Source organism: Variovorax sp. 05L425 (assembly GCF_056397705.1).
Map to the genome: position 1 here is coordinate 229,879 of NZ_JBFTNY010000015.1, position 25,380 is coordinate 255,258.

At 64.8% G+C, this 25,380-nt stretch carries 24 protein-coding genes and 1 pseudogene; 10 read left to right on the top strand and 15 right to left on the bottom strand.

Annotated features, from left to right (window positions below):
• The first annotated feature begins 10 nt into the window (after positions 1–10).
• From AC1DN9_RS18605 to AC1DN9_RS18620, 4 genes and pseudogenes are all read left to right on the top strand, one after another.
• Positions 11–1,645: an AMP-binding protein gene (locus tag AC1DN9_RS18605; RefSeq protein ID WP_478102745.1), complete on the top strand. Its 1,635-nt coding sequence runs from the start codon at positions 11–13 to the stop codon at positions 1,643–1,645.
• Positions 1,642–3,240, top strand: coding sequence for a GMC oxidoreductase (locus tag AC1DN9_RS18610; RefSeq protein ID WP_478102747.1), 1,599 nt, complete (start codon positions 1,642–1,644; stop codon positions 3,238–3,240). The genes AC1DN9_RS18605 and AC1DN9_RS18610 overlap by 4 nt, the downstream gene beginning before the upstream one ends.
• The gene (locus AC1DN9_RS18615; RefSeq protein WP_478102749.1) at positions 3,237–4,184 is read left to right on the top strand and encodes an alpha/beta hydrolase; all 948 of its coding nucleotides are present in this window, start codon (positions 3,237–3,239) and stop codon (positions 4,182–4,184) included. The genes AC1DN9_RS18610 and AC1DN9_RS18615 overlap by 4 nt, the downstream gene beginning before the upstream one ends.
• 33 nt (positions 4,185–4,217) lie before the next feature.
• A pseudogene (locus AC1DN9_RS18620) lies at positions 4,218–5,228 on the top strand (aldehyde dehydrogenase family protein); the annotation flags it as partial.
• A 254-nt stretch (positions 5,229–5,482) separates the two neighbouring features.
• On the opposite strand, the gene AC1DN9_RS18625 reads toward AC1DN9_RS18620, so the two are convergent.
• Entirely contained in the window at positions 5,483–6,403 is a 921-nt protein-coding gene (locus tag AC1DN9_RS18625) for a zinc-binding dehydrogenase (protein WP_478102751.1), read from the bottom strand.
• A gap of 24 nt (positions 6,404–6,427) precedes the next feature.
• Here AC1DN9_RS18625 and AC1DN9_RS18630 point away from each other — a divergent pair, with 24 nt between their 5' ends.
• Complete coding sequence (locus AC1DN9_RS18630) at positions 6,428–7,348, top strand: AraC family transcriptional regulator (protein WP_478102753.1); 921 nt, start codon at positions 6,428–6,430, stop codon at positions 7,346–7,348.
• Between the two features lie 31 nt (positions 7,349–7,379).
• Here the strand turns inward: AC1DN9_RS18630 and AC1DN9_RS18635 are convergent, their stop codons facing one another.
• Complete coding sequence (locus tag AC1DN9_RS18635; RefSeq protein ID WP_478102755.1) at positions 7,380–8,174, bottom strand: esterase/lipase family protein; 795 nt, start codon at positions 8,172–8,174, stop codon at positions 7,380–7,382.
• 158 nt (positions 8,175–8,332) lie between these two features.
• Here AC1DN9_RS18635 and AC1DN9_RS18640 point away from each other — a divergent pair, with 158 nt between their 5' ends.
• Together AC1DN9_RS18640 and AC1DN9_RS18645 are read left to right on the top strand one after the other, a co-directional pair.
• Positions 8,333–8,551, top strand: a complete 219-nt coding sequence (locus tag AC1DN9_RS18640) for a hypothetical protein (protein ID WP_478102757.1) — start codon at positions 8,333–8,335, stop codon at positions 8,549–8,551.
• A gap of 122 nt (positions 8,552–8,673) precedes the next feature.
• On the top strand, positions 8,674–9,072 hold the full coding sequence (locus AC1DN9_RS18645) for a hypothetical protein (protein WP_478102759.1): 399 nt from the start codon (positions 8,674–8,676) through the stop codon (positions 9,070–9,072).
• A gap of 15 nt (positions 9,073–9,087) precedes the next feature.
• Here AC1DN9_RS18645 and AC1DN9_RS18650 read toward each other — a convergent pair whose 3' ends face one another.
• Genes AC1DN9_RS18650 through AC1DN9_RS18670 form a run of 5 tightly spaced genes read right to left on the bottom strand, consistent with a single transcriptional unit; the run spans position 9,088 to position 14,060 of the window.
• The gene (locus tag AC1DN9_RS18650; protein WP_478102761.1) at positions 9,088–10,068 is read right to left on the bottom strand and encodes an amidohydrolase family protein; all 981 of its coding nucleotides are present in this window, start codon (positions 10,066–10,068) and stop codon (positions 9,088–9,090) included.
• A 60-nt stretch (positions 10,069–10,128) separates the two neighbouring features.
• Positions 10,129–10,905 (bottom strand): amino acid ABC transporter ATP-binding protein, encoded by a 777-nt coding sequence (locus AC1DN9_RS18655; protein ID WP_478102763.1) that lies wholly within the window; start codon positions 10,903–10,905, stop codon positions 10,129–10,131.
• A gap of 17 nt (positions 10,906–10,922) precedes the next feature.
• On the bottom strand, positions 10,923–12,032 hold the full coding sequence (locus tag AC1DN9_RS18660) for an amino acid ABC transporter permease (RefSeq protein WP_478102765.1): 1,110 nt from the start codon (positions 12,030–12,032) through the stop codon (positions 10,923–10,925).
• Complete coding sequence (locus tag AC1DN9_RS18665) at positions 12,022–13,011, bottom strand: ABC transporter permease subunit (protein WP_478102767.1); 990 nt, start codon at positions 13,009–13,011, stop codon at positions 12,022–12,024. The genes AC1DN9_RS18660 and AC1DN9_RS18665 overlap by 11 nt, the downstream gene beginning before the upstream one ends.
• A 17-nt stretch (positions 13,012–13,028) precedes the next feature.
• Positions 13,029–14,060, bottom strand: a complete 1,032-nt coding sequence (locus AC1DN9_RS18670) for an amino acid ABC transporter substrate-binding protein (protein ID WP_478102769.1) — start codon at positions 14,058–14,060, stop codon at positions 13,029–13,031.
• A 190-nt stretch (positions 14,061–14,250) separates the two neighbouring features.
• Here AC1DN9_RS18670 and AC1DN9_RS18675 point away from each other — a divergent pair, with 190 nt between their 5' ends.
• The gene (locus AC1DN9_RS18675; RefSeq protein ID WP_478102771.1) at positions 14,251–15,285 is read left to right on the top strand and encodes an AraC family transcriptional regulator; all 1,035 of its coding nucleotides are present in this window, start codon (positions 14,251–14,253) and stop codon (positions 15,283–15,285) included.
• Positions 15,286–15,290: 5 nt separating this feature from the next.
• Here the strand turns inward: AC1DN9_RS18675 and AC1DN9_RS18680 are convergent, their stop codons facing one another.
• The 8 genes from AC1DN9_RS18680 to AC1DN9_RS18715 form a co-directional block, all read right to left on the bottom strand.
• Complete coding sequence (locus AC1DN9_RS18680; RefSeq protein WP_478102773.1) at positions 15,291–15,656, bottom strand: hypothetical protein; 366 nt, start codon at positions 15,654–15,656, stop codon at positions 15,291–15,293.
• Positions 15,653–16,111: a hypothetical protein gene (locus AC1DN9_RS18685; protein ID WP_478102774.1), complete on the bottom strand. Its 459-nt coding sequence runs from the start codon at positions 16,109–16,111 to the stop codon at positions 15,653–15,655. The genes AC1DN9_RS18680 and AC1DN9_RS18685 overlap by 4 nt, the downstream gene beginning before the upstream one ends.
• 6 nt (positions 16,112–16,117) lie before the next feature.
• Positions 16,118–17,107, bottom strand: coding sequence for a Bug family tripartite tricarboxylate transporter substrate binding protein (locus AC1DN9_RS18690; RefSeq protein ID WP_478102776.1), 990 nt, complete (start codon positions 17,105–17,107; stop codon positions 16,118–16,120).
• Positions 17,108–17,142: 35 nt separating this feature from the next.
• Entirely contained in the window at positions 17,143–18,201 is a 1,059-nt protein-coding gene (locus tag AC1DN9_RS18695; protein WP_478102778.1) for a beta-keto acid cleavage family enzyme, read from the bottom strand.
• A 214-nt stretch (positions 18,202–18,415) separates the two neighbouring features.
• Complete coding sequence (locus AC1DN9_RS18700) at positions 18,416–19,108, bottom strand: glutathione S-transferase (protein ID WP_478102779.1); 693 nt, start codon at positions 19,106–19,108, stop codon at positions 18,416–18,418.
• Positions 19,075–20,421 carry an MATE family efflux transporter gene (locus AC1DN9_RS18705; RefSeq protein WP_478102811.1) on the bottom strand — a complete coding sequence of 449 codons (1,347 nt, stop codon included), beginning with the start codon at positions 20,419–20,421 and terminating at the stop codon, positions 19,075–19,077. Before AC1DN9_RS18705 ends, AC1DN9_RS18700 begins: the two co-directional genes overlap by 34 nt.
• Before the next feature lie 143 nt (positions 20,422–20,564).
• Positions 20,565–21,152, bottom strand: coding sequence for a DUF2239 family protein (locus AC1DN9_RS18710; RefSeq protein ID WP_478102781.1), 588 nt, complete (start codon positions 21,150–21,152; stop codon positions 20,565–20,567).
• A 64-nt stretch (positions 21,153–21,216) separates the two neighbouring features.
• Positions 21,217–21,714, bottom strand: a complete 498-nt coding sequence (locus AC1DN9_RS18715; RefSeq protein ID WP_478102782.1) for a hypothetical protein — start codon at positions 21,712–21,714, stop codon at positions 21,217–21,219.
• Positions 21,715–21,891: 177 nt separating this feature from the next.
• Between AC1DN9_RS18715 and AC1DN9_RS18720 the strand changes: the two genes are divergently transcribed.
• Positions 21,892–24,246 (top strand): Tex family protein, encoded by a 2,355-nt coding sequence (locus tag AC1DN9_RS18720; protein ID WP_478102783.1) that lies wholly within the window; start codon positions 21,892–21,894, stop codon positions 24,244–24,246.
• Positions 24,247–24,289: 43 nt separating this feature from the next.
• On the top strand, positions 24,290–25,360 hold the full coding sequence (locus AC1DN9_RS18725; protein WP_478102785.1) for a patatin-like phospholipase domain-containing protein: 1,071 nt from the start codon (positions 24,290–24,292) through the stop codon (positions 25,358–25,360).
• Positions 25,361–25,380: the final 20 nt, after the last annotated feature.

A 25,380-nucleotide genomic window follows, 5' to 3' on the forward strand; every position in this document is an offset into this window, starting at 1 on the left:
GGAGCGCATCATGACATCGAGACACTGGCACGCCAGCTATGGCGACATCCCGAAGGAGATCAACCCCGACGCCTACCGCTCGGTCGTCGAGATGATGGAAGAGGCGATGCAGAGGTTCGCCGACAAGCCGGCGTTCCGCTGTGCCGGGCAGACGCTGACCTATGCCCAGGTGGACGCGTTGTCGCGCAATTTCGCGGCCTACCTGCAGGGCAGGCTGGGCGTCCGGAGTGGCGACCGCATCGCCGTGATGTCACCGAACCTGCTCGCCTTTCCGATTGCCTTCCTCGGCATCATCCGCGCCGGGGCCGCGCAGGTGAACGTCAATCCGCTGTACACGCCGCGCGAACTCGAACACCAGCTCAACGACGCCGGGGTCGAGACGATCGTCGTCTACAACGGCGTGTCGGCCACGGTCGCCGAAGTGATGGGGAAGACCCGGCTGAAGACCGTGTTGACCACCGGTGTCGGCGACGGCAGCGGCGTGCAGATTCCCAGCCCGCCATTGGATGCGCGGCTGAATGACACCACATCGCTGGCCCGGGCGCTCGAAGAGGGGGCCAAGTTGCCGTTCGAGCCGGTCGATCTCAACGGCGACGACTTGCTGTTCCTGCAGTACACCGGCGGCACCACAGGCTTGTCGAAGGGCGCGACGCTGTCGCACCGCAACCTGATTGCCAACACCGAGCAGTTCAAGGCCTGCATGCCCGACAACGTGCGCCCGGGCGAGGAGGTGATCGTCACGGCGATCCCGCTGTATCACATCTTCGCGCTGATGGTGAACTTCATCACCTACTTCTCAGTCGGCGCAGACAACTGGCTGGTGCCCAACCCGCGCGACTTCGACAGCTTCATCGACACGATGAAGAAGGCGCGCCCGACCGTGTTCATGGGTGTGAACACGCTCTACGCGGGCCTGTGCGCGCACCCGAGGAGCAAGGAGATCGACTGGTCCAACCTGCGCCTGGCGGGCGGTGGCGGCGCGGCAGTGATTGGTGCGGTGTCCGACAAGTGGCGCGCGCTCACCGGCACTTTCATTCGGGAAGGCTACGGCCTGTCGGAGACCTCGCCGGTGCTGACCTTCAACCCGGCCGCGGTCAAGGAGTTCACCGGCACCACCGGGTTGCCGATGCCCTCGACCGACATCAAGCTGCTGGACGACGAAGGCGGCGAAGTCGGCATCGGCGAGCCCGGCGAGGTCTGCGCCAAGGGCCCGCAGGTGATGAGCGGCTACTGGCAAAGGCCCGAGACCCACGCGAGCACATTCACCGCCGACGGCTACTTCCGGACCGGCGATGTCGGCGTGTTCGATGCGAAGGGGTTCCTCAAGATCGTCGATCGCAAGAAGGACATGATCATCGTCTCGGGCTTCAACGTCTATCCGAACGAGATCGAGGACGTGGCCGCCGGCTGCCCCGGCGTCCTCGAATGCGCCTGCATCGGAGTGCCGGACGAGAAGTCGGGCGAGGCGGTCAAGCTGTTCATCGTCAGGGCCGCGGATGCGAAGCTGAGTGAAGCCGATGTCGTGGCCTATTGCCGCAACCAGCTCACTGGCTACAAGGTGCCGCGCATCGTGCGCTTTGTCGAAGCGCTGCCGAAATCGGCCGTCGGCAAGATCCTGCGCCGCGAACTGCGCGATGTGGCATGACGACCTTCGACTATGACTGGCTGGTCGTGGGTTCGGGTTTCGGCGGCAGCGTGTCCGGGCTTCGCCTGGCCGAGAAGGGCTACAAGGTGGCCGTGCTCGAATGCGGCCGGCGCTTTCGCGACGAGGACTATGCCGCCACGACCTGGAACCTGCGCGATTTTCTCTGGGCGCCTGCGCTGGGCCTGCGCGGCATCCTGCGCCTGACGCCTTTCAAGGATGTGTTCATCGCCAGCGGTTCTGCGGTGGGGGGCGGCAGTGTCGTCTATGCCTGCACCTTGTATCGCGGCGCACCGGAGTTCTTCGTCAATCCGCAGTGGGCCGGCCTGGAAGACTGGGCGGCCACGCTCGGCCCGCACTACGACACGGCCGAACACATGCTCGGCGTGAACACCGTGCCTTTCGAAAGCGACGGGCAAAGGTTGCTCATGGATGTGGCCCGGCACTTCGGCGTGGAGCAGACGTTCAAGCGCACCCCGGTGGGCATCTTCTTCGGCGAACCGGGCAGGGCGGTGCCCGATCCGTATTTCGGTGGTGAGGGACCGGCACGGACCGGCTGCACGCGCTGCGGCGCCTGCATGGTGGGGTGCCGCGTCGGCGCGAAGAACACGCTGGTGAAGAACTACCTGTGGTTCGCCGAGAAGGCCGGCGCACGGATCCTGCCGGAACATGAAGTCGTCGACATCCGCCCACTCGGCGCAGCCGACGGCAGCGACGGCTACGGCGTCACCACGCAGCGGCCCGGTGCGTGGTTCAACAAGCAGCGGCGAAGCTTCAAGACGCGCGGCGTGGTGATGTCCGCGGGTGCGCTGGGCACCAACCGGTTGCTCGCCAAATGCAAGCACGGCGGCTCGCTGCCTGCCATCAGCGACCGGCTCGGCGAACTGGTGCGCACCAACAGCGAATCGATACTGGCCGTGACCTTGCCCGACGAAAAACTCAAGCCGGGCAACGACGTGGCCATCAGCGCCAGCATCCACCCGCGGCCGGACACGCACATCGAATTCGTTACCTATGGCGCGAAGGGCGACTTCATGTCGACCCAATTCACCATGATCACCGGCGAAGGCACGCGCGTGACCCGCCCATTGCGTCTGCTCGGCAGCATCGTGCGCCATCCGGTGCGCTTCGCGAAGGTGCTTTGGCCGTTCGGATGGGGGAGGCGCACCGTCATCTTCCTGGTCATGCAAAGCCTGGACAACGCCATCGCCTTTCGCGCCAGGCGGGGGTGGCTGGGCGGCATCGGCCTGAGCACCGAACAGGACAAGGACAAACCGAACCCGACCTTCATCGCGATCGCCAACGAGGCCGCGGAATGGCTGGCGCAGCAGACCGGCGGCATTGCCCAGAGCATGGTGCTCGAAGCCTTGGCCAACATTCCGTCGACAGCACACATCCTCGGTGGCGCGGTGATTGGCAAGGACGCGAGCACCGGTGTCGTCGATCGGCACAACCAGCTCTTTGGCTACCGCAACTTCCTCGTTTGCGACGGTGCCGCCATGCCGGCGAACCCCGGCGTCAACCCGTCGCTGACGATCACGGCCATTGCCGAGAACGCGATGAGCCACATCCCCGCGGCGCAGGCGCAGCAGCCATGATCACCCAGCGTGTCATCGATGCGGCGATGCGCTTCGGGGTGAAGCGCCTGTGGAGCAGGGGCGTCACCATCGAGCAACTGCGCGACAAGGCCCGGATCGCAGATGCCTTGCTCCGGCCCGGTGCCTACAGCATCGGCGTCGCCAGCGTCGACGCCAACGGCGTGCCTTCGGAATGGATCGGCGACGAGCTGTCGGCAATGCGCGGCGTGCTGCTCTACCTGCACGGCGGGGCCTTCAGCCTGCACCTGCCCAATGGCTATCGGCATCTGACGTCGCGGCTGGCCCGGAACACCGGCTTGCGCGTGCTGGTGCCAGCCTATCGCCTGGCGCCCGAGCACCGGTTCCCGGCAGGGCTGGACGATTGCGTCTGCGCCTATCGCTGGTTGATAGAGCAGGGGTACTCGCCCGACCGCATGGCCATTGCCGGCGATTCGGCCGGGGGCAATCTCGCGCTGGCCGCGCTGATGCGTTTGCGCGATGAAGGCCTGCCATTGCCTGCCTGCGCGGCGGTGATGTCGCCCGTCACCGACCTCACCGGCGGCAGCCCTTCGGTGCAAGACAACGAAGAAAGCGATGTGCTGTTCGACCGGCATGCGCTCGGGTTGGTGCAGGCCGCCTACCTTGACGGCGCTCCCGCAGACGACCCGGCCGTCTCGCCGCTGTTCGGCGACTGGACCGGACTGCCGCCGCTGCTGTTCCATGTGTCGGGCAGCGAGATGCTGCGCGACGATTCGGTGCGTGCCGTCGAGCGCGCCCGTGTCCATGGCGTCGATGCCCGGCTCAAGGTCTGGCCCCGCATGCCGCACGTCTTCCAGCTGATCGGCGTGCTGCCGCAATCGAAGCAGTCACTCGACGAGATCGGCGCCTTCATCGTCGAGCGCTGCGGGCTCGGGCAGCCGTCCGCGATGTCCGCTGGCGCGCAGTCGATGGCGGCGCCTTCCTAGGAGTTCGATCCCATGGACACCATCGTTCAACGCATGCAGGACACCTTCGAGCGGCAACGCGTGGCGTTCCTGGCGCATCCGTTTCCGAGCCTGTCCGAGCGCAAGACCAGGCTGAAGGCGTTGAGGGCCCTGCTCAAGCGCTACCAGGATCGCATCGCCACGGCGGTGAGCGCGGATTTTGGCGGGCGTTCGCCGGCCGAGACGAAGCTGGTCGAGGTGCTGGGGCCGATCCTCGAGATCAACCACGCGCTGCATCGCCTGCGTCAATGGATGCAGCCGCAGCGCCGCGCCACCGAACTGCTCTTCTTCAGCAACAGTGCGCGCGTCAACTACCAGCCCAAGGGCGTGGTCGGCGTGATCACGCCGTGGAACTTCCCGCTGTACCTGTCGTTGGGGCCGCTGGTCGCCGCGCTGGCCGCGGGCAACCGCGTGATGATCAAGATGTCGGAGCTGTCGCCTCGTACCACCGAACTGTTGGCGCAGATGCTGGCCGAAAGCTTTGCCGAAGACGAGGTCGCGGTCTTCGGCGGCGAAGTCGCGGAGGCGCAGGCGTTTTCGCACTTGCCTTTCAACTACCTGGTGTTCACCGGCTCACCGGCGGTCGGCCATCACATCACGCGCGCGGCAGCGCAACATCTCACGCCGGTGACGCTGGAACTGGGCGGCAAGTCGCCGGCGCTCGTGGCCAACGATCGCGCGGTGGAGATGGCCGCCGAACGCATCGCGCACGGCAAGGCCTTCAGCAGCGGCCAGGTCTGCCTGGCGCCCGACTACGCATTGGTGCCGCGCGGCCATGTCGATGCCTTTGCGAGCGCGGTGGAGCGGTCCTTCCGACGGCTGTACCCCACGGTGCAGGGCAACCACGACTACACCAGCATGGCTTGCGAGCCGCACGCACAGCGCATCCGCGAGCTACTGGCCGAAGCCACCGCGAAGGGCGGCAAGGTCATCGCCTGCGGCGACAACGGGGCAGGGCGGCGAATTCCGTTGCATGTCGTCACCGGCGTGCGCGATGACATGCGCATCGCCAACGAAGAACTGTTCGGACCGATCCTTCCGGTGGTGGCCTACGACACGCTCGACCAGGCCATCGACTACATCGCCGCAAGGCCGCGCCCGCTGGCGCTCTATGCGTTCGGATTCGGCGGCGCCGAAGTGGAGCGCCTGACGAGCGTGCGCCGTGGTTCCCGATGGGTCTGTTCTATCCGCCCTATGGCAATCTGGTGCAGCGCCTGGTGTTCAAGTTCTACCTGGGGAAGCCCGACCCGGCACTTGCCGATGCCGCGTGCGCGAATGATTCATCTCGTCATGGTGAGAACGGCCTTGCCGCTGATACTGCGCCGCCGTAACGCGTCCAGAGCTTGGCTGACGTCCCGCCACGGCACTGTCAGAGCCACCCGCGCTTCGAGCTGGCCGGCCGCGAGCAGCCCGAGCAGCGAGGCGAGGTCCGTGCCGATGCCCGGACCGGAGGCGTAGTAGGCGAAGGTCTGAAGCCTCGCGCCCTCGCGACCCGGAACGAACTGGCGGAACCCGATGGGCGTGAGCTCGCCGCTGCTCGATCCGAACATGACGATGGTTCCCCCAGGGGCGACCCGTTGGATCGCCAGCGCGAGGCTTTCCCCGCCAACCGACTCGGCGATCAGTGAGAAGGGCCCCTCGGCCACTTCAATCGACTCGACAACTTGATCGGCGCCAAGGCCGCGGAGATCCGCGGCATGCCGGGCTGCGGCGATCGCTGTCACCGACGCGCCCTGTTGTCGGGCGATCTGGATCTGGAGACGTCCGACCGCGCCGCTGGCGCCCGTGATCAGGACTCGCTGGCTGGCCAGGTCACCGCCGAAGCGAAGGGTCCGCAGCGCCGTCGTACCCGCGACGGGAAGCGTGGCGGCACTGGCGAAATCAACGTTCTCCGGCAGCACGGCCATGCAGTCGGTTGGAACGGCGATACGTTCAGCCCAGCCGGCCGCGTCGACCAAGGCGGCCACCCGGGTGCCGACAGCGGGCCCGGAGCCGTCTGCGGCCGCGCGTTCGACGACCCCCGCGACGTCCTGGCCGGGCATCCAGCCATTCGGGCGAAGTGCGAGCAGGCGCAGTTCTCCGCGGTTCAACGAGGTCGCGTGGACTGCGATCAACGCCTCGCTCGGCGCAGGCCGAGGTTCGTCAACCTCGGCGAGCCTCAGGGCGCCAGCGCTTTCAGGATTGTTTACCAGGGCGAGCATTCGGTCGTACCTCCGGATTGGTGATTGGCAAGTCGCCAGACCCAAGCCTATCGAGGCTTCCAATTGAGTGATCTAGATATCATCGCAATCAATCACCAAAAATCGTCAACCGTGAGACAGCCTCTACGCTACCCGTGGCCGAATCTGGACGTGGATGAGGCGACTGCGCCGCCGGCGATTGCCGTGCGCATCGACGTTGCCAAAGACAAGACGGAGGTGGCCGCCCACCGGCACCGGAAGGGACAGCTCGTCTTCGCGCTGGCGGGCGGTGTCACGTGTCGCGTGCCCAGCGGACTCTGGATGGTTCCGCCGCATTGCGGCGTTTGGATTCCGAGTGGCATGGAGCACAGCAACGTGGCCACTGCCAATGCGCACCTTTATTTCGTGTATATCGAACCGCAAGCCGCCGAGCTGCCGGATCGATGCTGCACCTTTTCGATTTCGCCGTTGCTGCGCGAAGCGATCGTCGAGCTGTCCGATTGCGCGCATGACGACGACGCGCGGCGCGAACTCTTGACCAGGGTCCTGCTCGCCGAATTGCCGCGCATGGCTGTTCAACGATTGCATCTCCCGCTTTCCTCCGAGCGGCGTCTGAAGCGGATCGCCGCGGCGTTGGCAGACGATCCGTCAGACCGCAGCACGCTGGCAGAGTGGGCCGATCGCGTCGCGCTCAGCGAGAGCAGCCTCGCCCGTCTCGTGGTGAAGGAAACAGGGCTGACCTTCGGGCGTTGGCGCCAGCAGTTGCATCTGGTCGTCGCATTGCGGGAACTGGCGGCCGGCGCCACTGTGCAGCAAGTCTCGGCCGATCTAGGTTACGAATCGGTCAGCGCCTTCATCACCATGTTCAAGAAGGCCCTTGGGAAGCCGCCGGGAAAGTATCTCAGTGGTGTCGCGCAAGGCTCAGCCATCTCGTCCGGTTCGCCGAACCATTTCGAGGCAGCCTGACCGACTTCCCCGGGGTCAGGCGCGGTCTCCGTCAGGCGGCCGTGACGATTCCGCGCGACGGATTGGGAAACAGCAGCGGCCCGAGCATGCCGCGCTGAAAAGGCTTCCACTCGCCCTCGGGCTGCGCAAGCCGGTCGGCCAGCGCGTAAAGCACGGCGGGATGCGTGTCAAGGCCGAAGTGGCTGCCGAGCATCACTTCGATGTTCTCGGAGTTCGGCCCGGTGGTCTCCATGCTGCAGCGCCAGGCGACGATACCGTCGGTGCGGCTGAAGATCGACGTGGTCGGCACCCGCGGCGTGCGCGTCACGTGCTTCATGCGCGGTGAGTCTTCGGCGCTCTGGCCGCTCAGGCCTTCGTAGACGCGCCACGCGTTGGTCGCGCGCGGGCTGCCCTTGAACGGGCTGCCGAGCGTCACGACGCTGCGGACGAGCTTGGGATGGCGATTGGCCAGGAAGCGCGCATAGGCGCCGCCCAGGCTCTTGCCGACGAGGCTCACCTTGCGGCCTTCCTTCGCGTGCAGTTCCGTCAGCTTCTTGACCATGCGGTCCTCGACGCCGGCGCGCGGACCGAAGTTGCGCCCCTGGCCCCAGCCGTGCACTTCGTAGCCGCGGCCCTTCAGGTAGCGGCGCAACAGGAGCGTCGACCCATCGCCGGAGGTCAGGCCGGGCAGCACCATCACCGGATGGCCGTCGCCGCGCGGCGCGATCTTCAGCAGCGGCCACAAGGCGATCGTGGCGCCGGCTTCCCACACGGCGCGGACCTCGGCGAGCATCAGCAGGCGAGAGGGCGCACGGACCGGTCGGCGTGTGACTGCAGGTGAGTTCATTTCAGATGCGGCGGTCATTGTAGAGAGCCGGTTCGTGCAGTTCTTCACGGCCGGCTCCTCAGTATGTGCGAGTTCCTCAGTATCAAGCAGGATGCGTCAACGGCACGGACGCAGGACCATTGATGCAAAGGAAGACCCATCGCCTTTTGGAGAACGCCATGCTGAAAAGTCCTTCGATGCCCGCCGAAACGGCATTCGAGATCCGTTTCCAGTCGCTGTTTCACGAGGGTCGCGCGTTGGCATTCCCCTGCGACGCACGCGGCGCGGTCGATCTCGACGCCATGGGTGACAGGGCCCGCAGCAACTATCTCTTTGCGCGGGGCATGATTGGCCGTGAATACGCGATGCCTGTCGTCCAGGAGAGCGAAACGCAGTGAATTCAATGGGACTGTCGCGACTATTTCCTACGGGGGAAAGTCCCCATCAGGAAACCGATTTCCTGGTGCCCCCGGTGTTGCGCGCACGCAAAAGTCCGCCTCAACGCGGGCTACCATGCCTTATGGATTCCGCGACCGATCTCGAGACCGAACTCGACAGCTATTTCACCTGGCTCACACACTTCGAAGCCGGCATACCCAGCGCACAGCACGTTGTCTCGTGCTGGTACAGGAGCCCGGTGCTCCAGGTGTACATGCGCTACTCATGGTTCAAGCCCTCCACCCCCGGCGAGCCCGCGCTGTGCCTGGGCAACGTCACCGTCGCCGATGAGGTTCGCAGCCGAGGCTACTTTGCGCGCCTCGTGCAGCGCTTTCTGGATGGAATCGACGGGCTGAATGCCCGGGTCCTCTACGTCGAGAACATCGCGAACCCCCGGTTCGAGCGCTGGCTTCTTCGATCGGGGTTCCAGCGGTGTGCGCATGGCAGCAGTGAGTTTTCCGCCTACTACCTCGCTCGGTAGCGGATTCGGAGGCGGCTACAGCTTGAAAATGCGCTGCGCATTGCCCGAACGCACCGCCGCGGTCTGTTCCGCCGGGAGGCTCGCTGTATTGGCGAATGCGCCCTTCGTGTCGTGCACCTGGTGCGGCCAGTCGGTGCCGAACATCACGTGCTCGGCGCCGACCACCGAGATCAGGTACTGCAGCGCGCCCAGGTTGTAGGTGATGCTGTCGTAGTAGATGTGGCGCAGGTAGTCGGTGGGCTTGCGCTTCATCTTGCGGCGGCTCGGGATCTCGACCTCGTCGCCTTTCTCGAAGCGGCCGACCAGGTAGGGCAGGGTCCCGCCGCCGTGCGAGGCGATGATCTTGAGGTTGGGGTATTGGTCGAAGAAGCCCTCGAAGATCATGCGCGTGATGGCCAGCGTGGTGTCGAACATGAAGCCGACCGACCAGCTCAGGTCGAACTTGGTCATGTCCATCATGTCGACACCCGGCGGGTCGGTCGGGTGCACCAGCACCGGCAGGCCGCGCTTGTCGATCTCGGCCCAGATCGGCGCGAAGAGCGAATCGGTCAGACTGCGGCCCGCGATGTTGGCCAGCACCATCACGCCGACCGCACCGTTGGCGCAGGTGCGCTCCAGCTCCTCGATGGCGCGCTGCGGATATTCCCAGGGCAGTGAGGTGAACCAGCGAATGCGGTCGGGGTAGGTGGTCTGCGCCTCGGCCATCGTGTCGTTCGACTCTCTGGCGGCGCGGCAGCTGATGTCTTCATTGCCCCAGTACACGTTGGGGCAGGTGAGCGAAACCACGGACACGTCGATGCCCGCCGCATCCATGTGCTTCACGCGCAAGTCATAGTCGAAGTGGCCTCGCTGCGGAATCACGACCGGCGTGTCGCCACGAAAGATTTCCTGCTGGCCATCCGGCCGCGTCTTGATGTTGTAGATCCCGCCCTCTTTCTTGAGCAGTTCGAGCCACCGGGTGGTGAACATGTGGGTGTGGACGTCGATGACGGTCATGATTTGCTTGTCTCCGTTGTGTGGGTTGAAGGTTGAAGGTTGAAGGGCGCCGCAGCAGGCTCAATACGTGAGCAGTTGCCCCAGGAAAGACCGCAGGCGCGCGCTTTGCGGCCGGTCGAAGAAGTCGTCGGGCGGCGCGGTCTCGATGACCTGGCCCTGGTCCATGAAGATCACGCGGTCGGCGACGCGGCGCGCAAAGCCCATTTCGTGCGTGACGATCATCATCGTCATGCCTTCGCCGGCCAGGCCCTCCATGGTTTGCAGCACTTCATTCACCATCTCGGGGTCCAGCGAGGCCGTGGGCTCGTCGAACAGCACCACCTGCGGCCGCGTGCACAAGGTGCGCGCAATCGCAACACGCTGCTGCTGGCCGCCGGAGAGTTGTGCCGGATGCTTGTGCGCATGGTCGCGCAGCCCCACGCGTTCCAGGTAGTGCATGGCGCGCTCTTGCGCCTCCTTGCGGCCCACGCCCATGCCCCACACCGGTCCGACAGTCAGGTTCTGGAGCGCGGTCATGTGCGGGAACAGGTTGAACTGCTGGAACACCATGCCCACGCGCCGGTTCACGGCAAGCCGTGCGGCGCGCGTGATTTCGTCGGCGCCGACGTCGACGCCACAAACGTGAAGATGCCCCTGCTGGAAGGGCTCCAGCAGGTTGACAGTCCGCACCAGCGTGGACTTGCCCGAGCCCGATGGCCCGCAGATCACGATGCGTTCGCCCGGCGTCACTTGCAGGTCGATGTCGCGCAGCGCGTGGTAGTCGCCGTACCACTTGTTGATGCCGGTCATTCGCACCACGGCGGTGGCATTCGCTTCTTGGGAGGGCGTGTGAGTCATCGAGGATTCAAATGGGGTCAGCGCGAGGCTTCGAGCCGGCGGCTGTAGCGCGAGAGCCCCCAGCAGACGGCAAGGTAGGCCAGCGCCAGGAAGACGTGGCCCGAGGTCAGGATGTTGGCATCGCCCACCCAGCCGGGCGACTTGGCGCCCGTTTCGACCGCGCCGAGCAGGTCGTTGACGCCGATCACCGAAAGGAGCGTCGTTTCCTTGATCACGGCGATCATGATGTTGACCAGCGCAGGCACCACGGCGGTCACGGCCTGCGGCAGCACGATCAGGCGCAAGGCCATGAAGTCGCTCAGGCCCACCGTCGTGGCGGCTTCGAACTGGCCCCTGCCGATGGACTGCAATCCACCGCGAAAGACTTCCGCCGCCATCGCCGCGTTGAACAGCGCGAAAGCGGCGAGCGCGCGCGAGAACAGGTCGACGTTCGAGCCTCTGGGCAGGAACATCGGCAGCAAGGTGGCCGCGATGAACAGCACGACCAGCAAGGGCACCGAGCGCATGGATTCGACGAACGCGGCGCAGACCCAGCGCACAACCGGCAGGCGCGAGCGGCGGCCGAGCGCGAGCGCAAGGCCCAACGGCAGCGCGGTCGCAAAGGTCGCCAGCGTCACGACCAGCGTGAGCAGCAGGCCGCCCCAACGCGTCGGCGGCACGAAGGGCAGGATGCCGCCGCCCAGCAACAGCAGGAAGAACAGCACCGGCATCCACACGAAGCCCATCAACACCCGCTGCAGGCTCGCGCCGTGCGCGCGGCGAACCACCCAGGTCCAGAACAGCGCAAAACCCATGAAGCAGGCCCAGGCGCGCCACAACTGGTCCGATGGATAGTCGCCGACCAGCCAGGGCTTCCACCGCGCGGTCACGAAAGCCCAGCAGGCGCCGCGGCTGTCCGGGCAGGCGTCACTGGAGGTGCCGGTCCAGTGCGCATGCACGACGGCCCATTCGAAGAAGCGCCAGCCTGCCAGGACGAAGGCGACCAGCAGCAGCAAAGAGATCAAGCCCATGGCTGGACTCGGAAACCAGGCCCGGCGCCAGCGCGTGAGCGCAGGGATCGCGGTCGCCGGCACGGGCCGCGCAGCGACCGGCACCTCGCGCAGGAAGCGACTCATCTCAGCGGCCATGGCGCTTCATCAAATGGCGATTTGCGAGATTCACCACCAATGCAATGGTGAGATTGATGGCCGCATAGAACACCACGACCAGCGCCATGGCTTCGAGCGCCTGGCCGGTCTGGCTCAACACCGTGCCGCCGACGATCTGCATGACGTCCGGGTAGCCGATGGCTGCGGCAAGCGAGGAGGCCTTGGCGAGCGTCTGGTACTGCCCGGCAGCCGGCGGCAATGCAACGCGCAGGGCTTGCGGCAGGACGACCAGCAGGGCGGCGCGCACCCCGCTCAGTCCCACGGTGGCCGCGGCCTCCGACTGACCGCGTGGTACCGAAAGGATGCCCGCGCGAAAGATCTCGGCGAGAAAGGTGCTGTTGTAGATCGACAGCCCGAGCGTCAGCGCGATGAGTTCGGGCAACAGCGCAAAGCCGCCGCTGACGTTGAAGCCTTCGACGACGGGGATGTCCCATCCGAATCCACCCGTGGCCGTCATCATCAGGTGCGGGAGGAACAGCCCGCGGTTGTTCAGCAACGCGGGGCCGAGATGCAGGCTGTCGCCCACGTCCGGCAGGAGGGCGATCGCGGAGAAGTACCAGAAGAAAATCTGCAGCAGCATGGGGATGTTGCGAAACACCTCCACGTAGACGGTCGATGCGCCGCGCACCAGCGGGTGCGTGCTGAGCCGGCCGAAGGCGATGAAGAGTGCGATCAAGGTGCTGAACACGATCGCCAGCGCCACCACCAGCAGCGTGTTGAGCGCCGCGACGAGGATGGCGTCGCCATAGGTCGATGCCGGGCCGAACGGAACCAGCGTCTGGGCGATCTCGAAGCCTGCCTCGGTCCGCAGGAAACCATAGCCGATGGAAATGCCCAGCGTGTGCGCATTGACGAGGAAGTTGGCGATGCCGCGCCATGCGAGCCAGCCGATCACGGCCACGAGCAGGGCCTGTCCGACATAGCCCGGCAGCCGTTCCATGAGAACGGCGCGGGACATCTTGCGCGCGCGTTCCTTCAACGGACCGGAATCGCCATCATCAGGCCGCCATTGGCCACCAGCGCATTGCGGCCGCGGTCCAGGCGCAGGGCGGTCTTCGGGCCGACGTTGCGGTCCCACACGTCGCCGTAGTTGCCCACCGCCTTGATGGCCTTGTAGGCCCAGTCGGGGTTCACGCCGAGCTTGATGCCGAAGTCGCCCGTGGTGCCCAGCAGGCGCTGCACGTCCGGGCTCTGCGAGTTGCGTTGCTCGTCGACGTTGGCCTGCGTGATGCCGAGTTCTTCAGCCGCCACCAGGGCGTTCATCGTGAAGCGCACGACGGCTTCCCAGCGCGGCTGTCCCTGCGCCACGATCGGGCCGATGGGCTCGTTCGAAACCGTCTCCGCCAGCACCTTGAACTCGTCGCGGTTCGGCAGCTTGGCCAGGCGCGCGGCCAGGCCCGAGCGGTCGTTGATGGCCGCATCGCAGCGCTTGCCGACGAAGGCATCCCACGCCTGCTCCTGCGAGGCGAAGGTCACGATCTTGTACTTGAGCTTGTGAGCACGAAAGTAGTCGGCCACGATGAGTTCCGACGTGCTGCCCTGCGCGGTGCAGATGGTGGCGTTGTTCAGGTCGGCGATCTTGCTGGCCTTCGACTTGGTGGTCACGGCGAAGCCCTGGCCGTCGAAGAACATCACCTTCGGGAACTTGAGACCGCTCACGTCGCGGCTTTGCGTCCAGGTGAAGCGGTGCGTGAGCACGTCGACCGCGCCGGTGGGCAGGCCGGCAAAGGCGGTCTTGAGGTCCATCGGCACGAGCTGGATCTTCGTCTCGTCGCCGAGCGTCGCGGCGGCGATGGCCTTGCACAAGTCGACGTCGAAGCCTTCGCGCTTGCCGGCGTTGTCCTCGGCCGAGAAGCCGGGCGCAGCCAGCGTGACGCCGCACTTGACGACGCCGTGCGCCTTGACATCGTCGAGGACGTCGGCGTGGGCGGCGCCGGAGAATGCGGCGATGGCGGCGAGTGCGAGCAATGTCTGGCGTACGGTCGGCCGGGTCCTTGGGATGCGCATGTTGTCTCTGTCTTCGGGTTGTTGGATCGCGGTGCAGGGTATCACCGGAGGTCCGTGAATCCGACCCACAGAAACCCTGTCCGGCGAGCATCAGGGGCAAGCTCACGTCATCTGGAATGCCGTCTCGGGGGGCAAGGCCAGTGCCAAAATAGGCCTCATGAGCGAGCCCAAGAGACAATTCTCTCGACTGATGCGCAGCGCCACCTTGAGCGGCTACGTCGAGTTGGTGGAGTCGCTCGGGCGAGATCCCCATGTGTTCATGCGAGCCGTGGGGTTGCATGCGAAGTTGCTCGAAGACCCTGAGACGCTGATCTCGAGAGATGCCGCGCGCGAGTTGCTGGAGATCACCGCCCGTGCCACGCAGACCGAAGATCTGGCGCTGCGTCTTGCGGCAAAGCGCAAGCTGTCCGCCCTCGGGCCTATCAGCCTCGTACTGAGGGAAGAGCCCACACCGAGGGATGCCCTCGACACTCTGTGCCGCTACCTGAAGCTGGTGAACACCTCGCTGACGATCCGAGTTGAAGACACCGCCAGCATGGTCATCATCCGGGAAGACTTGCTGCCAAGCCCCGGGCTGGCGATGCGACAGTCGATGGAACTCGCGGTGGGCGGCACGTTTCGCATGCTGAGCGAATTGATCGGACCGCATTGGCAACCGCTTGAAGTCTGCTTTACACATCGCCCACCCAAGGACGTCTCCGCACATCGGGCATTCTTCGGACGGAACGTCAAGTTCAATCAGGAATTCAACGGCTTGGTCTGCATGGCGATCGACTTGTCAAAGCCGCGCGAGTCCGGAGACCAGGTGTCGGCGGGATTCGCGCGCAAATACCTGGAAGCGGCCCTGAAGGATCGGAGCGAAAGCGCGCAAGAGGCCTGCCGCCAGATCATCCTGGCACTGCTGCCTGGTGGCACGTGCAGTGCACAAGAGGTTGCACGCCTCCTGCGCGTCGATCGTCGCACGCTGTACCGTCAACTGGATGCGGAGGGTCTCGCCTTCAGCCGCGTGCTCGACCAAGTGCGATCGGATCTGGTCAAGCGCCATTTGCGCGAGAGCGACCTGCCGCTTGGCGAGGTGGCCGAGCTGCTGGGCTTCTCCAGGCTCAGCAGCTTCAGTCATTGGTTCCGCAGTCTTTTCGGCTGCAGCGCCTCGCAATGGAGCAAACAAGCCGCCGATGCGGCCGCTTTTGGCGAATACGGGACTGAATCGTCCAGTCGTCCGTAGATGGCTCAGGTAATTTTTCGCGCTTGTTCTGCGATCAGGTCCAGCAACTCAAGTGCTCTGTTCGCAGCGTCCGCACCTCCGTCCATGTCTCCGCGGACGAACTGCGGGCGAAGTTCCTCGATTTCTTCAAGTCGTGCGATCAAATCAGGCGCCGCAAGCTTGTACTTGCGAAGTACGCTGACTGTGCACATGGATGCATGCACCATGTCTTCCGACGGCTCACTGACGCCGCTTTCATGCAGCACATGGTTGACCCAGTGCGTACCTGCAAGCATGGCAGCTTCAATCCGAATTTCCCAATCCGAATCAGTGAGCTTGACAAGCGATCGTTCAATTCGTTCTGCCTTGTCGCGGTGATTTCCTGGGGTCATGGATGTGTGCCCTGAGGGACCAATGCCTCGTAGACGGATAGTGCTTGCGACAGCGCGAGATTGCAGTCATCGACAATCGCTGGGGTTGGGGTGCGATCTCCGCGCAAGCAAGGATCACGGTGATCTTCCAGTGCATGCAATGCTGCCTCCAGGCGCTGGATGGGCTCTGGCATGTCGCCAGGAATGGGCGGCCAGCCGACATGGCTCACATCCCCCGGACCGCGCAGTTCCCTGCGGCAGCTTCCGTCACTCTGGGGTACGACGTGCACACCGGGGATCGTGGAAAAAGCGCGATCTTCGCTGGTAAATCCTGTTGCATGCAGCGAGGCGTTCCACATGTTGGTTCCCGCGGTAAGGCTCGTCCAATACCAGAGTTCAAAGTCTGCAAGAGGGTCGAGTCGATCGCGGAGCTGCAGAAGGCGACTGATCTTGTCAACGTGAGAGGCGATCTTCATGGTCTCTCAATCCGGCCTGATATTTCCGTCCACGACGACCTTCCGCCAGGTCACCAGGTCGCTCTCTATCATTTGCGCGAATGCCTGACGACTCACGGGGGTTGCAGGCGGGATATTCATCTGGCGAAGGGATTCTCCGAATTCTGGCTGCACCAATTCATGATTGATGGCCGCATGCAGACGCTCAAGCAACCCCAATGGCGTATTTTTGGGTGCAAAAACACCTTGCCAGCCCGTGGCGGTAAATGGATAGCCTTGCTCGGAAAGCGTTTTGACATCGGGCAGTTTGGGGCTGCGCACCGTGCCTGACAATGCGATGCCGCGCAGCTTCCCTTGCGCAATAAAGCCCAGCGGAGAAACCACGTCCACCCAGCCGATGGGAATCACGCCGGAGACAATGTCAGTCAGCAACCCGGGTGATGTCTTATAGGGGACGTGATTGATGGTCAGGCCTGTTCGTTGCTTGATCCACTCCATCGTCAGGTGGCCGTTCGAACCGACGCCCCAACTTCCATACGATTGGTATTTTTTGGGATCGCTTCGCAGCAGATCAACCAGTTCGGGGAGCGTGTTCGCGGGCACCGAAGAGTGCACTGCAAGCAGCACACCACCTATGGAAGATAGCGCCACGGGCTCCAGGTCTCGCAAGGTTTTAATCGGAAGGTCTGGATTCAGGGCCTCAGCCATCACCATGGATGAGGCTGTGCTGTGCAAAAGCGTATAGCCATCCGGTGCGGCGGTTTTGACCGCGGAGGTACCGATCAATCCATTCGCGCCAGAGCGATTTTCTATGACAAATGGCTGGCCCAGCGTTTCCCCAAGCTTGGTGTAGAGTTTTCGCGCCATGGCGTCCAACACGCCGCCTGCTCCCCCTGGCACGATGACTTTAATGGGGCGTGATGGCCAGCTGTTGCTACCTTGAGCGCCGGCCAAATTGCTCATCAGAGATGCTGCCGCGCCAAGTACCAGCTCCCTGCGAGTCAATGATGTAGTCATCTATTGTTTCCTTGAAGGTTCGCGTGCCTGAGGCTTCAGGTCGGCTTGCGCAGGAATCCCTGGTTGCCGCCATTGCGATTGGGCGCGAAGCCATTGGCCTGAAGCGTCTCTTCCGTCGTTTCGTAGAAGACCCCGATCTTCATGATCTCTCGTGCCTGCTGCGCTGTCGCAATGGGGCGGCCAAATTCGGTAGAGATACGCACCAATTGCTTGATCTGCTCGACCGAACTCATCTTGCCCGTGCGGGTCTGGTTCCAGAGCACGTCCTCGATGCCGCACCGCACATGGAGGCCCAAGGCGATCCCGATCATGTTCACGGGCAGCACATTGAGCACCGAACTTTCCACCGTCACCACCGCGCCGTCGGGCGCAGCACGCAGGAAGTTGGCCAGGTTGTAGATGTTCGCTTGATCCATGCCGCCGCTGATGGCGACCCAGTTCATCACCAGTGGGCCCTTGTAGACGCCGCGGCGAATCATCCGCTCGATCGTTTCAAAGCTGTTGATGTTGTAGCACTGGAATTCGCTCTGAATTCCGGCAGCGGTGAGGCGTCGAATGTGCTCTTCGGCCCAGCTGGGATTCGAGGGCACGACCATGTCCTTGTAGGTTGCATAGAGGTGAGGGAACCCCCGCGAAACTCCCTTGAAGTCATCGATGCCCGCATGCTCCGTCACATTCATCTGCGTCGTGTTGACGGTCACCGTCACCTGGTCGGGCTTCGGAGTGAGTTCGGCCAACATATGCCGCGTGTCATCGCTCAGCCACTTGGCGGCCGAGCCATCATCTTCGGGCGCGAAGCTGATGGAGCCGCCCACCTGGATGATCATTTCCGGCACGCGGGCGCGCACCCCGGCGATCAGCTCATTGAACATGGACAGGCGCTTGCTGCCCTTGCCATCGGCTTCACGCACATGCAGATGCAGCACGGTGGCACCGGCTTCGTAGCAATCCACAGCCTTCTGGATCTGCTCCTCCATCGTGACCGGGATGTCTTCCGGGAAGTCCGAGGGAATCCAGCCCGGCGCATAGGGCGCGGCGGTAATGATCAGCGGCTGCTGGTTCTCGGGATACAGGTGGCCGTCAAGGAAGTTCATGGCGATGGGTCTCCGGGTTGAAGGGTGAATGTCGAGAATGGGTTGCGTGTGCCGGTCCGTTCGGGAGCTGGGCCCATGCAAGCAGTATCTGGCGCGTCGGCGACAAGCCCTTGCTTATTTGGGACACAAGTTTGTCAATTTGGGCGGGAAGAATCGCGAGCCAAGACACAGGCGTTGCCCTGCGCCAGTCGGGCTCGGAGACCCGAGCTCAAAGCTACCGCGCCGGAAAGGCAATGCCAGGCTCGCCGGCACGCCACTGCGGATACTTGTCCATCACCTGCGCGAAGACTGGCGCGCTCAATCGCGCCGAAAGCCATTCGCGCAATCGTGGCCATGGCTGCGCATCGAACCACGTTGCATCGACTTGCGCGAACTGGCGCACGAAGGGTGCGATCGCGATATCCGCGAGGGCAGGGTGCTCGCCGTGCAGGCAGCGTGATGCTTGCAATCGCGCATCGAGCCGCATCAGGAATGCAGCGCCGCGCGTGCGGTGCGCGGAGGCGTCGCCGTCCGGCTGCCGTTCCGGATACTTGTAGCCATCGAGGTGCCGCTTGAATTCGCCATCGCATTCGACAATGAGCGACAGCGTCTCGTCGAGCCGCTTTCGATCCGTCGGCAACCAGTGCGCCGGGTCGTTGCGCCGCAAGGCCCAGAGCATGATGTCCAGGCTCTGGTCGATCACACGGCCGTCCACGTCGACCAGCACCGGCACGGTGCCCTTGGGCGAAGCGGCGAGCAGTTCCGCCGGCTTTTCGCGCAGGACGACTTCACGCAGCTCGCACTGCTGGCCGCTGGCCGCAATCGCCATGCGTGCCCGCATGGCATACGGGCAGCGCCGGAATGAATACAGGACGGGCAGTGCGTCCGAAGATTTCAGATCAGCCGACGAATCGTCTTCTTGCGCCATACGAAGCGGTAGTAGCACGCCTGCATCGTGAGCATGGCCGTGAAGGCCACCGGATACGCGATCCAGATCCCGTTGAGACCCATCCGATGGCTCATCCACCACGCGACCGGCACTTCGATCAGCGCTATGCAAAAGATCGAGATACTGGTGGGCACCAGCACCGAGCCGCTGGCGCGCATGATCCCCGAGAGGGCGGAGCCCATGCCGAAGATCACCGTGCTCCACAGCATGATGTGCAGCAGCGTCTGCGCCACGTCGATCACCGGCTCGCTGGTGATGAAGAAGCCCATCAGCGGGCGCGAGAACAGATAGCCGAGCACAACGAGCGACCCCGTGAGCACGAGGTTCATCTGCAGCGCGGTGCGCGTGATCGCGCCGAGGCGATTCACCTGACCGGCGCCGATCGCCTGCGCGCCGAGGATGGACGCCGTGATCGCGATCGAGATCGCCGGGAACTGCACATACGCCACGACCTGGTTCACTGCGCCGTATGCCGCCGTCGCGTGCGAGCCGTAGGCATTGACGAAGGAGAGCAGGGCAATTTCGGCCAGCGACACGACGATCATCTGCACCCCGGTGGGCACGCCGACCTTGAGCACAGCCTTGAGCAGTGCGGGCCGCACCCGCAGATGGCGCACGAAGTCGGCATCGGGCGCGAGCGGGCTCTTCTTGTGCCTCAGGTGAAAGGCCAGCCAGATCGTCGCGACCACGAACGCGATCACCGTGGCGCACGCGCCGCTTGCCACGCCCAGCTTGGGCAGGCCGAACCAGCCGCGAATCAGCGCCGGCGTGATCACCAGTCCGAGAAGCGTGGAGATCATCAGCGTGTAGAGCGGCGTCACCGTGTCGCCCACGCCGCGCAGCATCGCCGTTGACAGCAGGAACACGAAGAGGCCGGGCATCGCGATCAGGATGATTCGCGCATAGCTCGTGGCGTCGGCCAGGATGTCCGGCGGTGTGCCCAGCAGATTCAGCATCGGCTCGGTGAAAGCGCCGCCGAAAAGCGCCACGCACAGCCCGAACAGCACGCCGACGGTGAGCGTGGTACCGGCGACGGCCCGCGCCTTGTCGGGCTCGCGCGCACCCCAGGCCTGCCCGATCAGCACCGACGCACCGGCACCGAGGCCGATGGTGAAGGCGATGAAGAAGAACATCACCGGGAAGAAGCTCGACACCGCCGCGAGCGCGCCGACACCGATCATTTGTCCGAGATAGACGTTGTTGAGCGTGCCCGACAGCGACTGCAGGATGTTGCTCAGCAGCATCGGCGCGAGGAACAGCAGGAAGGTCTTCCACAACGGCCGCGACCCCATGGCCGCCGCGCGCGGATTGGCGTGCGAGGCAATCGGCGGCGGCACCGGGTCGGCGACCGATGCGGGCGGTGCGGCGATTTCGCCTGCGTGCTGGATGTCGTCTGCGGCGATGGCGGTGGTTCCGGCTGTCTGGATCGGCGGCTTCATGCGGCGCTCCAGGCCGCGGCGGCGAGTTTGTGCAGGTGCGACCGCAGATCGTCGGGCCAGGGGCCGATGAGTTCGTCGAAGCGCTCGCGCTCGCCGGCAAAGAGCGCGCGGGTGGCTTCCTCGAAGCCAGGCAGGTCGCCCGCGATGGCCGTCATGAAGCGATAGGTGGTTTCGCGTGCGGCGCGCTTCGCATCGCGGTCGGCATGCACGTGGCGCGCCTCGTCGACCAGACGCCGCAGGGCCACCGAGGCGCCGCCGGGTTGCCGCGCGAGCCAATCCCAATGGCGCGGCAGCAATGTGACTTCGCGGGCGACGACGCCGAGCTTCGGGCGCCCGACGCCGCGTGCGGACTGTTCTTCAGATGACGAAGCTTGCGGCTCGGGGGCGGGTTCGTCGCGCAGATCGAGATCGAGGCGCTCGCCCGTGGCGTCGTCGAATACGAAGGGCAGTGCCGTGTCCGTTCGGGTGCATTGCTTGCGCAATTGCGCGATGACCTGCGAGCGCGGCCCCGAGGCGATGCGCCGGAAGCCCGCGAAGGCCGTGAGATGGGATTCGGAAGGGGATTCTGAGGCGGATGGGGTCATGGGGCGCGAATAATACCCGGGCAAAAAGCAATCCGCAATCTACCCGGATGAAATTTCTTCAGGATCACGGTGCCCGTCGCATGTTGCGCCACCAGCGGCACGTGCTGCTCTTCAAGCGACGGCCTGCACGCCAAGGCGCGCTTTGCCGCACGAGGGAAAGCAGGTTGTCTTTCCACGCCTTCCAGCGCGGATACCACTGTGCGAACCAGGGGATGCGCATCAGCGCCGGCTCGACGAGTTGGAACAGGCGCGCGAGGATCGCCGTCCCGGCCACCTTGGCCGTGAGCAGCAGGATCACGGCGCTCTTGGCGTGTCCCTCGGCCAGCAGGAACAGGCCCAACAGCTTGACCGGCAACAACAGCAGCATCGGCGAGAAGAAGACCAGCACGGCGCCCCATGGCGGCAAGCCTCGCACGACGCTTTCCACGCGCGCCCAGATGGGCAGACGGGCCAACAGCGCCCCAACCTTGGCAAGCGGTTCCCAGCCCCATTCCTCGAACAGCAGCACCGGCACCAGCAATGCCGTCAAGATCGCCCGCAGGATATTTTTCAGGAAGCGCATTGCGGGCCATTGTGGCCGGCCCGACATGGCGATCCGGCGGTCGATCGTCGCGAGTCGCTACACGAAGTAATTACACGAAGAAATGCGGGCCGGACCACACTTTGCCTATGGCAAACTTCGCCGCTTTATCCGCAAGGCGCCCGATGGCGGCGCCGGACCCAGGGACGTCCTTCAGACATGCAAAAAATCATTCGCCAGCTCGCCGCCGAGATCAAGGTCGGTGAGCACCAGGTGAAGGCTGCCGTCGACCTGCTCGACGGTGGCGCCACCGTGCCCTTCATCGCGCGCTATCGCAAGGAGGCCACGGACGGTCTCGACGACATCCAGCTGCGTGAACTGGAGGTGCGCCTCTCTTACCTGCGCGAACTCGAAGATCGCCGCGCGGCGGTGCTGAAGAGCATCGAGGAGCAGGGCAAGCTCACGCCCGAACTGCGCGCTGCGATCGACGCCGCGCCGACCAAGCAGGAACTGGAAGACCTCTACCTTCCCTTCAAGCCCAAGCGCCGCACCAAGGGCCAGATGGCGCGCGAAGCGGGCATCGAGCCGCTGGCCGACAAGCTCTTTGCCGACCCGACCTTGAACCCGGCCGATGAGGCCGCGGCATTCGTCAAGCCGGCCGCCGACGGCCTGGATTTCTCCACCGTGCAACTGGTGCTCGACGGCGTCCGCGACATCCTCTCCGAGCGCTGGGCCGAAGATGCCGCACTCGTGCAGCGGCTGCGTGAGTGGCTGTGGGCCGAGGGCCTCTTCAAGTCCAGCCTGATGGCGGGCAAGGACGAGAACAACGCCGACGTCGCGAAATTCCGCGACTACTTCGACTACGACGAACCCATCGGCCGCGTGCCTTCGCATCGCGCATTGGCGGTGTTCCGTGGTCGCGCGCAGGAATTCCTCGATGCCAGGCTCGTGCTGCCGGTCGAGCCCGAACCGGGCAAGCCTTCGATCGCCGAAGGCAAGATCGCGCTGCACCTGGGCTGGAGCCATGCAGGCCGCGCGGCCGACGACCTGATCCGCAAGTGCGTCGCCTGGACGTGGCGCGTCAAGCTGGCGCTGTCGACCGAGCGCGACCTGTTCACGCGTCTGCGCGAAGAGGCCGAGAAAGTCGCCATCAAGGTCTTCGCCGACAACCTGCGCGACCTGCTGCTGGCCGCGCCGGCCGGCCAGCGCGTGGTGATGGGCCTCGATCCGGGCATCCGCACCGGCGTCAAGGTCGCCGTGGTCGATTCGACGGGCAAGTTGGTCGAGACCGCCACCGTGTTCCCCCACGAGCCCCGCAAGGACTGGGAAGGCTCGCTCCACACGCTGGGCAAGCTGTGCGCCAAGCACAGCGTGAACCTGATCGCCATCGGCAACGGCACCGCCAGCCGCGAGACCGACAAGCTGGCCGCTGACCTCATCAAGTTGCTGGCCAAGATGAGCGAGCAGGCGGGCGTCGACCCGCAAAAGATCGATAAGGTGGTCGTGAGCGAGGCCGGCGCTTCCGTCTATTCCGCGAGCGAATTCGCGTCGCAGGAAATGCCGGATGTCGACGTGAGCCTGCGCGGCGCCGCCAGCATCGCTCGGCGCTTGCAGGACCCGCTGGCTGAATTGGTGAAGATCGACCCCAAGTCGATCGGCGTCGGCCAGTACCAGCACGACGTGAACCAGAGCGAACTCGCACGCACGCTGCATGCGGTCGTCGAGGATTGCGTGAACTCCGTCGGCGTCGACCTGAACACCGCCAGCGTGCCGCTGCTGTCGCGCGTGTCCGGCCTGTCGGCAAGCGTCGCCAAGGCCGTGGTGCGTTGGCGCGAGGCCAACGGCGCGTTCGCAAGCAGGCAGCAGTTGCTCGACGTGAGCGGCTTCGGCGCCAAGACCTTCGAACAAAGCGCGGGCTTCCTGCGCATTCGCGGCGGGGCGAATCCGCTCGACATGACCGGCGTGCACCCGGAAACCTATCCGGTCGTCGAGAAAATGATCGAGAAGACAGGCAAGCCGGTGGCCGAGCTGATGGGCCGAGCGGAGATGCTGAAGACGCTCAAGCCCGAGCTTTTCGCGAACGAGAAATTCGGTGTCATCACCGTCAAGGACATCCTCGGCGAACTGGAGAAGCCCGGCCGCGATCCGCGCCCGGATTTCAAGGTGGCGCGCTTCAACGACGGCGTCGAGGACATCAAGGACCTGGTCGAAGGCATGGTGCTCGAGGGCACGGTAAGCAACGTGGCGCAGTTCGGTGCCTTCGTGGATCTCGGCGTGCACCAGGATGGGCTGGTCCACGTCAGCCAGCTTTCGCACAAGTTCGTCAACGATGCGCGCGAGGTCGTGAAGACCGGCGACATCGTCAAGGTCAAGGTGATGGAAGTCGACGTGGCGCGCAAGCGCATCGGCCTGTCGATGAAGCTCGATGCGGCACCGTCGCGTCGCGACAGCCCACGCGAGAACCGGTTCGAAGGCGCAGGGCGCGGACAGCAGGGGCCGCGCCGCGACAACTCGCCGCAGCCGGCTGGGCAAATGGCGTCGGCCTTCGCCAAGCTGCAAGGCCTTCGCAAGTAGGCGTCATGGCGGTGGGCGCACGATTCTTGCCAGCGGTGGAGGCATGAAGGCGCTTCGCATCTACGCAGGGCCGGTTGCTCGGGAACACATCGCTGCACAAGGACTGCGACCGCAGGACGTGCGCACCGTTCCTGGCGCGGCGGGCGGACCCAAGGGCCTGATCCTCGGTCCGATCGATCGCTTCCTGTTTGGCGAATGGCTGCCGCAGTCCACGCAGGCCATCGATCTGGTCGGTGCGTCGATCGGCGCATGGCGCCTTGCCAATGCCTGCCTCACCGATGCGAAGACGGCCTTCGAGCAGTTCGAGCACGGCTACATCCATCAGCACTTCGAGGTGCGCGTGGGCCAGAAGCGACTGAGCGCCAGGGAGATCAGCGCGCTGTTCGGCGAAGGGCTGCGCGACTTCTATGGCGGTCGCACGCGGGAAGTGCTCGGTCATTCGCGCTACAGCCTGCACGTGATCACCGCGCGGGGGCGCCACATTCTGGGCCGCGAGGGCCGCGCTCGCACGCCCGTCGGCTACCTCGGCGCCTTCATCACCAACAGCGTGCGCCGCAAGAGCCTGGGCGCCTGGCTCGAACGCGTGGTGTTCTCGACGCCGGGTGCGAAGCTGCCTTTCGGCACGCAGGATTTCCGCACGCGACAGGTCGACCTGATCGAAGCCAACTTCGAGTTGGCCTTGCAGGCTTCGTGCTCGATCCCGTTCATGCTCGAGGCGGTGCACGACATTCCCGGCGCGCCGCCCGGCGCGTACTGGGACGGCGGCATCACCGACTACCACCTGCACCTGGACTACGCCAACGCGGACGGCATCGTGCTGTATCCGCATTTCCAGAAGGCCGTGGTGCCGGGCTGGCTGGACAAGGGATTCAAGTGGCGCCACAAGGCCACAGGCTTTCTCGACCGCATGGTGGTTTTGGCGCCAAACCCGGAATGGGTCAAGTCGCTGCCGAACGGCAAGCTGCCGGACCGTAACGACTTCTTGCGCTACGGCAACGATGTGCCGGCGCGCGTCAAGGCATGGAGCACGGCGGCGAAGGAATCGCAGCGGCTGGCGGACGAGTTTGCTGAATGGCTCCACAAGGGCAGGGCGGACGAGGTCCTCTCGCTCTGATGGCGCGACCTCGCGCTCCG